The organism is Pseudomonas zanjanensis (genome assembly GCF_014268745.2).
GTDB lineage: Bacteria > Pseudomonadota > Gammaproteobacteria > Pseudomonadales > Pseudomonadaceae > Aquipseudomonas > Aquipseudomonas zanjanensis.
Genome location: NZ_JABWRB020000002.1, coordinates 640,002 through 652,192, shown reverse-complemented (window position 1 = coordinate 652,192; position 12,191 = coordinate 640,002). Strand labels below are relative to the sequence as shown.

At 62.6% G+C, this 12,191-nt stretch carries 11 protein-coding genes; 3 read left to right on the top strand and 8 right to left on the bottom strand.

What is annotated here, in order from left to right:
* Positions 1 to 23: 23 nt before the first annotated feature.
* A complete protein-coding gene (locus tag HU715_RS18645) occupies positions 24 to 377 on the bottom strand; it encodes a putative quinol monooxygenase (protein WP_053124710.1) in 354 nt (117 codons plus the stop codon).
* 53 nt (positions 378 to 430) lie between these two features.
* Positions 431 to 592 carry a hypothetical protein gene (locus HU715_RS18640; protein WP_186706399.1) on the bottom strand — a complete coding sequence of 54 codons (162 nt, stop codon included), beginning with the start codon at positions 590 to 592 and terminating at the stop codon, positions 431 to 433.
* Positions 593 to 704: 112 nt separating this feature from the next.
* Here HU715_RS18640 and HU715_RS18635 point away from each other — a divergent pair, with 112 nt between their 5' ends.
* Entirely contained in the window at positions 705 to 1,634 is a 930-nt protein-coding gene (locus HU715_RS18635; RefSeq protein ID WP_186706400.1) for an AraC family transcriptional regulator, read from the top strand.
* A 141-nt stretch (positions 1,635 to 1,775) separates the two neighbouring features.
* Here the strand turns inward: HU715_RS18635 and HU715_RS18630 are convergent, their stop codons facing one another.
* Positions 1,776 to 3,407, bottom strand: a complete 1,632-nt coding sequence (locus HU715_RS18630; RefSeq protein WP_186706404.1) for a 5-guanidino-2-oxopentanoate decarboxylase — start codon at positions 3,405 to 3,407, stop codon at positions 1,776 to 1,778.
* Between the two features lie 158 nt (positions 3,408 to 3,565).
* Here HU715_RS18630 and HU715_RS18625 point away from each other — a divergent pair, with 158 nt between their 5' ends.
* On the top strand, positions 3,566 to 4,447 hold the full coding sequence (locus tag HU715_RS18625) for a LysR substrate-binding domain-containing protein (RefSeq protein WP_186706401.1): 882 nt from the start codon (positions 3,566 to 3,568) through the stop codon (positions 4,445 to 4,447).
* Positions 4,448 to 4,640: 193 nt separating this feature from the next.
* On the opposite strand, the gene HU715_RS18620 is transcribed toward HU715_RS18625, so the two are convergent.
* The 3 genes from HU715_RS18620 to metE all read right to left on the bottom strand — a co-directional run bounded on the left by HU715_RS18620 (position 4,641) and on the right by metE (position 9,897).
* Positions 4,641 to 5,660 (bottom strand): alpha/beta fold hydrolase, encoded by a 1,020-nt coding sequence (locus tag HU715_RS18620; protein ID WP_186706402.1) that lies wholly within the window; start codon positions 5,658 to 5,660, stop codon positions 4,641 to 4,643.
* A gap of 287 nt (positions 5,661 to 5,947) precedes the next feature.
* On the bottom strand, positions 5,948 to 7,279 hold the full coding sequence (locus HU715_RS18615; RefSeq protein WP_217884307.1) for an IS110 family RNA-guided transposase: 1,332 nt from the start codon (positions 7,277 to 7,279) through the stop codon (positions 5,948 to 5,950).
* A gap of 305 nt (positions 7,280 to 7,584) precedes the next feature.
* Positions 7,585 to 9,897, bottom strand: a complete 2,313-nt coding sequence (gene metE, locus HU715_RS18610; RefSeq protein WP_186709915.1) for a 5-methyltetrahydropteroyltriglutamate--homocysteine S-methyltransferase — start codon at positions 9,895 to 9,897, stop codon at positions 7,585 to 7,587.
* Between the two features lie 109 nt (positions 9,898 to 10,006).
* On the opposite strand from metE, the gene metR reads away from it, so the two are divergent.
* Positions 10,007 to 10,924, top strand: coding sequence for a transcriptional regulator MetR (gene metR / locus HU715_RS18605; protein WP_053124730.1), 918 nt, complete (start codon positions 10,007 to 10,009; stop codon positions 10,922 to 10,924).
* Between the two features lie 128 nt (positions 10,925 to 11,052).
* Here the strand turns inward: metR and HU715_RS18600 are convergent, their stop codons facing one another.
* Positions 11,053 to 11,550 carry a GNAT family N-acetyltransferase gene (locus tag HU715_RS18600; RefSeq protein ID WP_186709916.1) on the bottom strand — a complete coding sequence of 166 codons (498 nt, stop codon included), beginning with the start codon at positions 11,548 to 11,550 and terminating at the stop codon, positions 11,053 to 11,055.
* Entirely contained in the window at positions 11,547 to 12,185 is a 639-nt protein-coding gene (locus tag HU715_RS18595; RefSeq protein WP_186709917.1) for a LysE family translocator, read from the bottom strand. Before HU715_RS18595 ends, HU715_RS18600 begins: the two co-directional genes overlap by 4 nt.
* Positions 12,186 to 12,191: the final 6 nt, after the last annotated feature.

Genomic DNA, 12,191 nt, shown 5'->3' with positions numbered 1-12,191 from the left:
GGAAAATGACCGCCATTAAACCTTCAACCCGCCAGTTTGTGTACCTGTGCCCGGCACCCTTCGGTCGCCTGGGCTGCGGAGACTTCCCTGAAGGTATGGAAATCCAGGCTGCTCACCACCAGGTCTTGCACCAGCTCGGCGAAAATCGCCATGGCCGGCGAATTGAAGTAAGCGTCCATGGACGGCTGATTGACCCAGAGCCCGGACACCAGCCACAAATCAGCGTCGCATTGCGATTGCTGCAAGGCAAAGTGCAGGCAACCGGGCGCCTGGCGCGAAGGTGCGATCAGCGTGCTCAGGCGCGCACCCAATTGCTTGGAGCAACCGCCGCGGGCCCGGACAAAAGCCATGTGGCTGACGGGGATGTGTGTAGTCATGTTCAACCCTCCCAGGTAATCCGTTGTGCAGCCGGGGACAGGCTGCGACAGGATCAAAGGTTAAGCGCCGCGCCGCCAGCTTCGTTAGTCGATTCCTGCCGACCCATTGCACGATCCTGCGCATCGGCCGCACAAAATCCGCCAACGATCCGCTGGCAACCCGGGAAGTTGAAACAAAAGGTTTCAAGCAAGTTTCGGCAGCGTTGCACCGTCATGGCCCATTGCGCCGTGCAGGATCAGGCAAGCTTTCAACAGGATGTGGCTACCGCTGCGCCTTGCACAAACATAAGCTTTGTCCATTGCTCCCTATTGCCTGAGGATTCCGGCATGTCGCCACTCGATCACGCCCACGTCCCGCTGGACACGTACCTGGAACAACAGCGCGCCGAACTGGCGTCGATCATTGACCGCAACACCAGCGAAGACGGCAGCTACGCCACGGCCATCGGCTCGCTGAACCTGTCGCGGCACAGCCAGCCTCATCGATTCGCCCCGGTGCTGGCGCAACCGGCGCTGTGCATCATGGCCCAGGGCAGCAAACAGGTGTGCCTGGCGGATGAGTCGTTCCAGTACGACCCGCTGCATTACCTGGTGGTCTCGGTCTCGATGCCACTCAGTGGATGCATCACCGACGTTTCCGCCGGACTGCCGGTCCTGGCCTTGCGCCTGGACATCGACCCGACGGAAATCACCGCGTTGATCGCCGACGCCGGCCCCTTGGGCGTGCCGACCCGCCCCGCCGGGCGTGGGCTGTATGTCGAACGGCTGGACACGCCGATGCTCGACGCCGTCCTGCGCCTGGCACGGCTGCTCGACACGCCGAAAGACATCGCCATGCTCGCGCCCCTGGTGCGCCGGGAAATCCTCTATCGCCTGTTGCGCAGCCCGCAGGGCTATCGGCTGTATGAAATTGCCATCGCCAACAGTCAGAGCCACCGCATCAGCCAGGCGATCAAATGGCTCAACGGTCATTTCGAACAGCCGTTGCGCATCGATGACCTGGCCCGGGAAGTGAACCTCAGCGTCTCGACCTTGCATCACCGCTTCAAGGCCATGACCGCCATGAGCCCGCTGCAATACCAGAAGCAACTGCGCTTGCAGGAAGCCCGCCGACTGATGCTGGCCGAAGGGCTGGAAGCTTCGGCGGCGGGGTATCGGGTGGGTTACGAAAGTCCTTCGCAGTTCAGCCGCGAGTACAGCCGGTTGTTCGGCGCGCCGCCGCTAAGGGATCTGGCGCGGTTGCGGATGACTGTTTGATCTGAGGTTTGTGCAGCCCTTGCCGGCCCCTTCGCGAGCAAGCCCGCTCCCACATTTGATTTGCGGTGAACACAACATCTGTGATCACCACAGATCCCCTGTGGGAGCGGGCTTGCTCGCGAAGAGGCCAGTCGTTGCGACTCAACTCGTCGGTTTCCAGCGCGCCTGATCGATCTCAATCAACGTAGGCCCCTGCCGCTCACACGCCGCCAGCAACGCGGCCCTCAGCGACGGCACATCATCGATGGCCTCGGCAAAACAGCCCAACGCCTTGGCAACACCGATGAAATTCGGGGTGTAGATGTCCACCCCCACCGGCTCAATGGCGCGGTTGACCATGTATTTCTTGATCTCCTCGTAACCCTGGTTATTCCACAGCAACACGATCACGGGCGTGCGCGCTTCCACGGCACTGGCCAGTTCCGGCAGGGTGAACTGCAACCCGCCGTCGCCGATCAGGCACACCACCGCCGGGCGGCCGTGGCCCAGGTCCTTGCCGCCGAGCCAGGCACCGATGGCCGCCGGCAATGCGTAGCCGAGGGTGCCGTAGCCGGTGGATGAGTTGAACCAGCGGCGCGGCTGTTCCAGATTGAAGGTGAGGTTGCCGGAGTACACCGGTTGCGTGGAATCGCCGACGAACACCGCCTCCGGTAGCGTCTGCAAGACTGTGTCGAGAAACACCGTCTGGGCCCGGGTCGCGGCGTCCCAACTGCCTTGAAGCTCGGCGCGCAACCGGGCGGCACGCGCCGGCCCCCAATCGGCGTGGCGTTCGGCCAAGGGTTGCCGGCCCAATTCGTCGAGCACGGCCCGGGCCGCGATGCGGGCGTCGGCCACCAAGGCCAAGTGCGGCGGGTAGTTGCGCACGGTCTGGTCCGGGTCGATGTCGATACGCAACAGCGCACCGGGAATTTCGAAGCCGCCGGCGAAGGTAATGTCGTAGTCGGTCTCGGCCAATTCGGTGCCGATGGCCAGCACCACGTCCGCTTCGGCCACCAAGGCACGGGTCGCCACCAGGCTCTGGGTGGAGCCGATCAACAACGGATGGCGCGCCGGCAACAGGCCCTTGGCATTGATGGTCAACGCCACGGGTGCGCCGAGGCGTTCGGCCAGCTCGGTCAATTCGGCCGCGGCGTCGATGGCCCCGCCACCGGCCAGGATCAAAGGCCGTCGCGCCGTCGCCAGCAGGCCAGCCATTTGTTTGACCGCATGGGGTGCGGCACCGGCGCGGCTGATATTCACTGGCACGCTGGCCAGCCAGGCATCGGCGTCTTCGACCAGCACATCCAGCGGGATTTCAATGTGCACCGGCCGTGGGCGCCCGGCCTGGAACACCGCGAACGCCCGGGCCAGCACGCCGGGCAACTCGGCGGCGGACATCAGCGTGTGGGAAAACGCCGCGACACCGCCTACCAACGCAGACTGGTTCGGCAGTTCATGCAGCTTGCCGCGGCCGCCGCCCAACTGGCTGCGCGACTGCACGCTTGAGATCACCAGCATCGGGATCGAATCGGCATAGGCCTGGCCCATGGCGGTGGTGATATTGGTCATGCCCGGGCCGGTGATGATGAAACACACGCCGGGCTTGCCGCTGACCCGGGCGTAACCGTCGGCCATGAAGCCTGCGCCCTGCTCATGCCGCGGCGTCACATGGCGGATGCTCGAACGGGCCAGCCCGCGGTACAACTCGACGGTATGCACGCCGGGAATGCCGAACACCTGCTCCACGCCATAACCTTCAAGTAACTTGACCAATACTTCGCCGCACGTCGCCATTGCCATTGCCTTTCTTCTGGTCGGATAAAGGGCCGCGCAGCGCAGGCGGCGGCCCCTTTCCTGTCTTGGGAATGGGGTTATTGGAACGGTCCGGGCATGGCGCCAACAATGGATAAAAAGTCATACTAGCCATGTCCTCACGTCATGGCTGGATCGAAATGAAACGACTCCCCCCGTTGCCAGCGCTGCACACGTTTCTGATCACGGCCCAATGTTGCAACTTCACCCGGGCCGCCGAACAGCTGCACATCACCCAGGGCGCGGTGAGCCGGCAGATCGCCGGGCTGGAAGATCATTTGGGTTATGCGCTGTTCCGGCGCCAGGCGCGCGGCCTGAGCCTGACCGCCGAGGGCCAGGCCTGGCTGCCACGGGTGCAGCAGGTGTTCAGCCTGATCGACGAAGCGGTCGAGCAGATCGGCGAGAAGCGCCAGGTCCTGCGGCTCAAGGCCCCGACCTGTGTGATGCGCTGGCTACTGCCGCGTTTGTTGCAGTGGCAAAAGGAACGACCGGACGTGCCGGTGGAGCTGACCACTACCGTCAGGCACGGCGTGGATTTCCAGCGCGAAGCCTTCGACGCCGCGGTGGTCTATGGCCCGCCGCCGGACACCTCGCTGGCGTGCCTGCACCTGTTCGATGAGCAACTGACGCCCGTGTGCTCGCGCCCGGTCCTGGAAGGCCTGGTGCCGTTGCATGATCCCGCCGACCTGCAACACCACCTGCTGTTGCACCCGGCCCTTGACCAGCGCGACTGGAACGCCTGGCTGGCGGCGGCCGATGTGCATTTAAGCAATGTCAGCAAGGGCCAGCACTTCGAAACCCTGGACCTGGCGATGTCCATGGCCTCCCAGGGCACTGGCGTGGCGATTGGCGACTGGTCGCTGATCGGCGACGACCTGAGCGCCGGCCGACTGGTGATGCCGTTCGAGCTGAAGGTCAAGACCGGCCTGGGCTATCACCTGGTGCACCCGCGCAAGCCCCAGGCCTCGGGGCCTTTACAGGAGTTGATGGGGTGGTTGGTGGAGCAGGCTCAAACACGTTGAATGCTCGCAAGGTGCTTTTGTGGCGAGGGAGCTTGCTCCCGCTGGAGCGCGAAGCGGTCCCAAAATGTTTCAACCTCAAAATAGATCAAGGCATGAAATGTTGGGGCTGCTGCGCCCGAAGCGTCGGACCGGCCCAGCGGGAGCAAGCTCCCTCGCCACAAAAGCCGGGCAGGACCTTAGAAAAAGTGTTCCATCAAAGCAGATTCGGCGCCTGCGCCGGCTCGATCTGCGCCCAGTGCGAAGTGTCTTCACGGTGCTGCTGCAGGTACGGCAACACTGCCCCCAGCAAGGGCGCCTTGAACGCGTCCTGGAAGCGATGGGCCAGGCCCGGGATTAGTTTCAGTTGGCTGCCTTGGATGTGCGCCGCCAAGTGCACGCCGTGCATCACCGGCAGCAAAGGGTCGGCGGTGCCGTGGACGACCAGGGTCGGCACCCGCAGTTGATTGAGCAGGGCCACCCGGCTCGGCTCGGCCATGATCGCCATGATCTGGCGCTTCACGCCTTCAGGATTGAAGGCCCGGTCATAAGCCACGGCGGCCTGATGCAGCAAGGCCTGGCGATCGTCCATCACCACCGGGCTGCCCAACGCGGCCAGTAGATCGGCTTGCTGTTCAAGGGCCATTTCGCGATTCGGCGCACCGCGTCGGGACAACAGCTGCACCAGTCTTTCGCTGGGCGCGGGCAAGCCGGCGGCACTGGAACTGGTCATGATCAGGGTCAGGCTTTCAACCCGCTCAGGCGCCATGGCGGCCATGTGCTGGGCGATCATCCCGCCCATGCTCGCGCCCAGCACATGGAAGCGCTGCACCTGCAAGGCATCCATCAGCCCCAGCCCGTCGTCGGCCATGTCCGTCAGGGTATACGGCGCGGCCACGGGCAAGCCGAGTTTGTAGCGCAGGGCTTCAAACGTCAGGTTGGCGCTGCCGGGCGCCTGGCGCCAGGTGGACAGGCCAACATCGCGGTTGTCGTAGCGAATCACCCGGAAACCCTGCTCACACAGGGCGACCACCACTTCGTCCGGCCAATGGATCAGTTGCCCGCCCAGGCCCATCACCAACAGCAAGGCAGGATCCGAGGCACGGCCAATGCTTTGGTAAGCCAGGCTGACCTGATCCAGGTCGACATGTTGAGTTGCAACATTGACATCACAACGAGCCGCCGCCATCGACGGCAGGCCGAACAACAGCACGGCCAGGAAAATGAATACACGCATGAAGAAACACCAAAACGCAGAACCCCAGTAGAGCGCGAGTCTGATGAAGTTTGTTCAAGCGCGCTGCCACAGTTGCGTGACAGTTTGATGAAGATTGCCGAGTGGTTATCTGAAGCCATGTGGTGATTCTGTGGCGAGGGAGCTTGCTCCCGCTGGGCTGCGTAGCAGCCCCAACATTTCATGCCTTGATCTTATGTTGAGGTTGAGGCCTTTTGGGACCGCTTCGCGGTCCAGCGGGAGCAAGCTCTCATCAAACAAAATCCATCCCCTTGTTCTCCAAAGCTTTTTTAAGCCGCGACCAATCGAACACCCAGCTTTGTAGCCTTACGCTGTAAGGCTCTAAGCTGGCGATCACGGCTTTTGGCCTCGTATTCGTTCATATCCTGCGCCACGTAAGGTTGTCCCTTGGTCAGCATGGCGTAGATCAGGCGGGCCAGTTGGTGAGCCGTAGCCTTAATGGCGCAGGCCGTATCCATGCGAGCCAATCGGGCGCGGTGACTGGCACCGATAAAGCTTTTATCGGTGCGGGCGCTAGAGGCCGCCTGCTTCAACGCTTGTGCCGCCCGGTTAAATACCTTGGGGACATGACCGGGCAAGGGTTTTCCCCCCGATATTCGGGTTGAGGGCGCTACCCCCATCCAGGAGCTGAAATGTTGCTCAGTCGGAAAACGCGACAAATCAGGTCCGACTTCGCTCGCCAGAACCAAGGCGGATTCGATTCCGATGGTGGGAATCGCGGTCAGGTCCACGCCCATGATTCTCACAAGTGCCTGGTGCAAGCTGGCTTGTTCATCTGCCGAGCGATGCGGGCTACGCAGTGGCTTGGTGGGTTGCGTGGGCTCATGGTTCAGCACTGGAAGTCGATCAAGTGCCTGAGTGATGGTCCGATCACATTCGGCAATCTGCTTCTCAAGGAAATCATGAGCAGCCACCTCCTGAGCCAAAGCATGCAGATGCTCGACTCGCCAGTTACCGTGCAGGCTGCGGGCAATGGTTTGGTGATCGGCCTTGATACGGCCGTCTCGGAAGTTGGCCAAGACTTGAGGGTCACGCTCGCCATCGATGATGGCCTTGATGATTTTCATCCCTGTCACGCCAGCAATATTGCTGATGACATTGGCTAACTGAATGTTCATCTGCGTCAGGGCTTTTTGCATGCGGTTGATGGTCTTGGCTTGATCACGAACCTTCATGGCCCGCTGGCGAACCAATGATCGCATCGAGCAAATATCATCAGCGGGTCGGAAAGCACCTCTGAGTAAGCCATGGGTCATGAGTTGCCAGATCCACTGGCAATCCAGAACATCGGATTTACGTCCGCTTATCTGACGAGTTGCACGGGAATTGACCAGATACACCTCAAAGCCCCTTGAATCGAGAAGCTCGAACAGCGGTATCCAGTAAACGCCAGTGGCCTCCATCGCCACGACCTTGATTTTCAGCGATTCCAACCATTCGGCCAGGCTCACCAAATCCTCAGTGAAGGCCGGAAAACAGCGAACCGGCTTGTCGCTTTGATCGGGATTGACGCCAACCCAGTGCTCGCGGCTGCCGATATCGATACCGGCACAATGAGGGTGAATCACTTCAAATCGTTTCTGCTGCTTCTTGCGCGCCATGACAATTCCTCGCAGGATTGAATGGCGCGCGGGGAACACGGTGGCGAACGGATTCACTCTCTCATACGTGGTCACAGCTTGCTGTGCCTACAACGACTCCACGCCGATACCGTGCCGGCCACTCTCCCTCGCGGGTGCGGACACACCAGTGATAGCTACGGCCTCTTTCCCCGCGCGCACCCAATCTTAAGCCGAGCACTTGTTTGCTGCGCGACAGCGCAGCGTCGGCGACGCGGCGGGGACTCCCTCGCCACAAAAAAAAGCGCCCTTGCCAGAAATTGGCGCTCGCCTACTACATCCGGATCTCAGGCCAACTGGCTACGCAACTGCCGCGCCGCCGCCACCATGTTCACCAGCGCCGCTTCCGTTTCTGGCCAGCCCCGAGTCTTCAGCCCGCAGTCGGGGTTGATCCACAGCCGCTCGGCAGCGATCCGTTTCACCGCCTTGCTCATCAGCGCAACCATCTCGGCGGTGTCCGGCACCCGTGGCGAGTGGATGTCGTAGACACCCGGGCCGATGTCGTTCGGGTAGTCGAACGCCTCGAAAGCTTCCAGCAATTCCATGTCCGAACGGGAGGTTTCGATGGTGATCACATCGGCGTCCATGTCGGCGATGGCCTTGATCACATCATTGAACTCGCTGTAGCACATGTGGGTATGGATCTGGGTGTCATCCGCCACGCCCGAGGCGCACAAGCGGAAAGCCTCCACGGCCCAATCCAGGTAGGCCTGCCATTCCCCGCGACGCAACGGCAATCCCTCGCGGAACGCCGCTTCGTCGATCTGCACAATCTTGATCCCGGCTTTTTCCAAGTCCAACACTTCGTCCCGCAGGGCCAGGGCCAGTTGCCGGGCCTGGACCTGGCGCGACACGTCTTCGCGGGGGAACGACCACATCAGCATGGTCACGGGCCCGGTGAGCATGCCTTTCATGACCTTGTCGGTCAGGCTTTGCGCGTAACGGATCCAGTCGACGGTCATGGCTTTCGGGCGGCTGATATCGCCATAGATGATCGCCGGCTTCACACACCGCGAGCCATAACTCTGCACCCAGCCGAAACGGGTGAAGGCATAGCCGTCCAGTTGCTCGGCGAAGTACTCCACCATGTCGTTGCGTTCGGCTTCACCGTGCACCAGCACGTCCAGGCCCAGGCGCTCCTGGATCTGCACGGCATGGCGGATCTCGGTGTGCATGGCGTCCTGATAGTCGTTGGCCGACAATCTGCCTTGTTTGTAGGCCTGGCGCGCCAGGCGGATGGCCGGGGTCTGCGGGAAGGAGCCGATAGTGGTGGTGGGAAAGGTCGGCAGCGCCAGGCGTGCGCGCTGGCGTTCGATGCGCTGGGCAAACGGCGAGCGCCGCTGGCTGTCCTGTGGACTGATCGCTGCGAGGCGCGCCTGGACCTCGGCTTTGTGAATACGCGCCGAGCCCGCGCGACGGGCCTGCACCGCGCGGCTGTCGCTCAAGGCCTGTCGCACGGCGGGGGCCTGGGGATCGTTCAGCGCATCGCGCAGCACCGCGACTTCACCGCACTTCTGCACGGCAAAGGCGAGCCAGCTTTTGAGTTCCGGATCGAGCCGATCTTCACGCTCCAGATCCACCGGGCTGTGCAGCAGCGAGCACGAGGTGCTGACCCAGAGGTTGTCGCCAAAGCGCTCCTGGGCCGGTTGCAAATGCGCCAGCGCCTGTTCCAGTTCGCAGCGCCAGACGTTGCGACCGTTGACCAGGCCCACCGAGAGAATCTTGTACGTCGGCAGGCGGTCCAGCACCTGGCCCAGTTGTTCCGGGTCACGTACCGCGTCGATGTGCAAGCCGTCCACCGGCAGGCTCACCGCCAGGCCGAGGTTGTCTTGCAGGCCACTGAAATAGGTGGCCACGAGTTTTTTCAACGGCGAGTACTGGAGGATGTGATAAGCGCGCTCGAAGGCGCTCTTCCAGGCCTGAGGCAGGTCGAGGGTGAGGATCGGTTCGTCGATCTGCACCCATTCCACGCCCTGGGCCTTGAGGCGGTTGAGGATTTCACCATAGACCGGCAGCAGGCGCTCCAGCAGGTCGAGTTTGTCGAACGCCTCGCCCTTGGCCTTGCCCAGCCACAAGTAGGTCAACGGGCCGATGATCACCGGTTTGACCCGGTGGCCCAAGGCATGGGCCTCGGCCACTTCGTCAAACAACTGTTCCCAGCTCAGGGCGAAGGCCTGGTCGGCGGAAAACTCCGGGACCAGGTAGTGGTAGTTGGTGTCGAACCACTTGGTCAGCTCCTGGGCGTATTGCGCCTGGCCGTGGTCGGCACCGCAGCAACTGGCCGTGGCGCCACGGGCCATGGCGAACAAGGTGTCGAGGGTCGGTCGGCCCTGGGCATTCAAGGTGCTGTGGAAACGCTGCGGGACGGCGCCCAGGGTCAACGTGTGGCTAAGCACTTGGTCGTACCAGGCGAAGTCGCCGACGGGCAGCAGGTCGATGCCGGCGTCCTTTTGCAGTTGCCAGTGCCGGGCCCGCAGTTCACGGCCTACGGCCTGCAACGCTACCGGGGCCAGGTCGCCCTTCCAGTAGGCTTCGAGGGCTTTTTTCAATTCGCGGTCGGCGCCGATGCGGGGGAAACCGAGGGTGTGGGCCAGGGCCATGGTGTGCGTCCTCCTGTAAAAGATGGCGCCATTGTCGACAACCCGACCTGCATGAGACAAACTCAACCTTTTCGTGTTGATCACAAGTTTTACTCATGGAGCTACTCCGGTGCTTGAACTCCGTCACCTCAAGACCCTGCACGCCCTGCGCGAAGCCGACAGCCTGGTCGAAGCCGCCGAACGCCTGCACCTGACCCAGTCCGCCCTCTCCCATCAGTTCAAGGAATTGGAAGAGCGCCTGGGTATGCAGTTGTTCGTGCGCAAGACCAAGCCGGTACGCTTCACCAGCGCCGGCTTGCGCCTGTTGCAACTGGCCGATGCCGCCCTGCCGTTACTGCGCAGTGCTGAACGGGACATCGCGCGGCTGGCGGGCGGCACCGCCGGGCGCCTGCACATGGCTATCGAGTGCCACAGCTGCTTCCAGTGGCTGATGCCGACCATCGACCAGTTCCGCGATGCCTGGCCGGAAGTCGAGCTGGACCTGGCCTCGGGCTTCGCTTTCGCGCCGTTGCCGGCCCTGGCCCGAGGCGACCTTGACCTGGTGGTGACCTCCGACCCGCTGGAACTGGCCGGCATCACCTACGTGCCGCTGTTCACCTATGAAGCGATGCTTGCCGTCGCCAACCAACATCGGTTGGCGGGCAAGCCCTACATCGTGCCCGAGGACTTGGTCAGCGAGACCCTGATCACCTATCCCGTGGAGCGAGACCGGTTGGACATCTTCACCCGCTTCCTGGAGCCGGCCGACATCGAACCGGCCCAGGTGCGCACGTCCGAGCTGACGGTGATGATGATGCAACTGGTGGCCAGCGGCCGTGGCGTCTGTGGCATGCCGCACTGGGCGCTGCATGAATACAGCTCACGGGGCTATGTGAAAGCCAAGCGGCTGGGGGAGAAAGGCTTGTTCGCCACGCTGTACGCAGCGGTGCGCACCGACATGCTCGACGCGCCATACATGCGCGATTTCTTACTGACGGCCAAGGACACGTCGTTTTCGACATTGGATGGGGTCAGTGCCGTGCGCTGACCGCTTTTGTGGCGAGGGAGCTTGCTCCCGCTTGGGCGCGAAGCGGCCACAAAACGGGTCTGCTGCGCAGCCCAGCGGGAGCAAGCTCCCTCGCCACAAAAGCTCCATCACTCAAATCAGTGGTTCGATCAAAGTTCTAGCCACATATGGATTTTGTCGAGGTACTCATCGTCCACCCGGATCGCCATCGGCTCGAGGCCGTACAAGACGAAACCGCAGCGCTGGTAGAGCTTGAGGGCCGGCTCGTTGCCAGCGGTGACGGTCAGTTGCACCAGGCGCAGGAAGGTGTGGCGCCGGGCTTCGTCGAGGGTGGCCTGCACCAGTTGGTGGCCGAGCCCGCGATGGCGATGTTCGTCGGCGACGTACATGCCGAACAGCAGCGCCTTGTGTCGGGCTTTTTCCCGGGGCTCCAGGGCCAGGCCGACGATGCCGACCAGTTCTTGTTCGACAAACGCCCCCAACAGTACATCGAGCCGACTGCCCAAGCGTGACTCCCACCAGTTGATGGGCAACATCGCCCGCTCGCTGACGCTGGAGGTGAGGGCCTGGGGGTGCAAGGCATACGCCTGGAGCATCAGCTCGCGATAGGCATCGGCATCGCCAGCCCGCAGGCGTCGGATGCTCACGCCGAACGCCGCTGCTCGAGCATCAGGCGCAGGGCCAGGGCACCGAGGACAAATCCCATGACATAGCGCTGCACCGCCAGCCAGCTCGGGTTATGGACGAACCACGAGGCGATGCCGGCGGCGAACAGGGCGATCAGCAGGTTGACGCTGAAACTGACGCTGATTTGGGTCAGCCCGAGGATGAGGCTCTGGGTGAACAGCGAACCGTGTTCCGGGCTGATGAACTGCGGGAACACCGACAGATAGAACACCGCGATCTTGGGATTCAGCGCGCTGGTGAGAAAGCCCATGGTGATCAGCTTGCGCGTCGAGTCTGCCGGCAGTTGCTGGGCCTCGAAGGGCGAGCGCGCACCCGGCTTCACGGCCTGCCAGGCCAGCCACAACAGGTACAGCGCACCGGCCCATTTCAATACTTCATAGGCCATGGGCACCGCCAGGAACACCGCCGTCAGCCCCGCCGCGGCAGCGAACATGTGCACGAAGAAACCCGCCACCACGCCCAACAAGGACGTGACGCCAGCCTTGCGGCCCTGGCAGATCGAACGGGAGATCAGGTAGATCATGTTCGGGCCGGGCGTCAGCACCATCAGCAACGCGGCGGCGGCGAAAATCAACAGGTCCGGCAATGGAATCATGAGCAT

Bases quoted from the DNA above. Each gene is read 5' to 3' on its own strand.
- HU715_RS18645 (WP_053124710.1), bottom strand. From the start codon at position 377: ATGACTACACACATCCCCGTCAGCCACATGGCTTTTGTCCGGGCCCGC.
- HU715_RS18640 (WP_186706399.1), bottom strand. From the start codon at position 592: ATGACGGTGCAACGCTGCCGAAACTTGCTTGAAACCTTTTGTTTCAAC.
- HU715_RS18635 (WP_186706400.1), top strand. From the start codon at position 705: ATGTCGCCACTCGATCACGCCCACGTCCCGCTGGACACGTACCTGGAA.
- HU715_RS18630 (WP_186706404.1), bottom strand. From the start codon at position 3,407: ATGGCGACGTGCGGCGAAGTATTGGTCAAGTTACTTGAAGGTTATGGC.
- HU715_RS18625 (WP_186706401.1), top strand. From the start codon at position 3,566: ATGAAACGACTCCCCCCGTTGCCAGCGCTGCACACGTTTCTGATCACG.
- HU715_RS18620 (WP_186706402.1), bottom strand. From the start codon at position 5,660: ATGCGTGTATTCATTTTCCTGGCCGTGCTGTTGTTCGGCCTGCCGTCG.
- HU715_RS18615 (WP_217884307.1), bottom strand. From the start codon at position 7,279: ATGGCGCGCAAGAAGCAGCAGAAACGATTTGAAGTGATTCACCCTCAT.
- metE (WP_186709915.1), bottom strand. From the start codon at position 9,897: ATGGCCCTGGCCCACACCCTCGGTTTCCCCCGCATCGGCGCCGACCGC.
- HU715_RS18595 (WP_186709917.1), bottom strand. From the start codon at position 12,185: ATGATTCCATTGCCGGACCTGTTGATTTTCGCCGCCGCCGCGTTGCTG.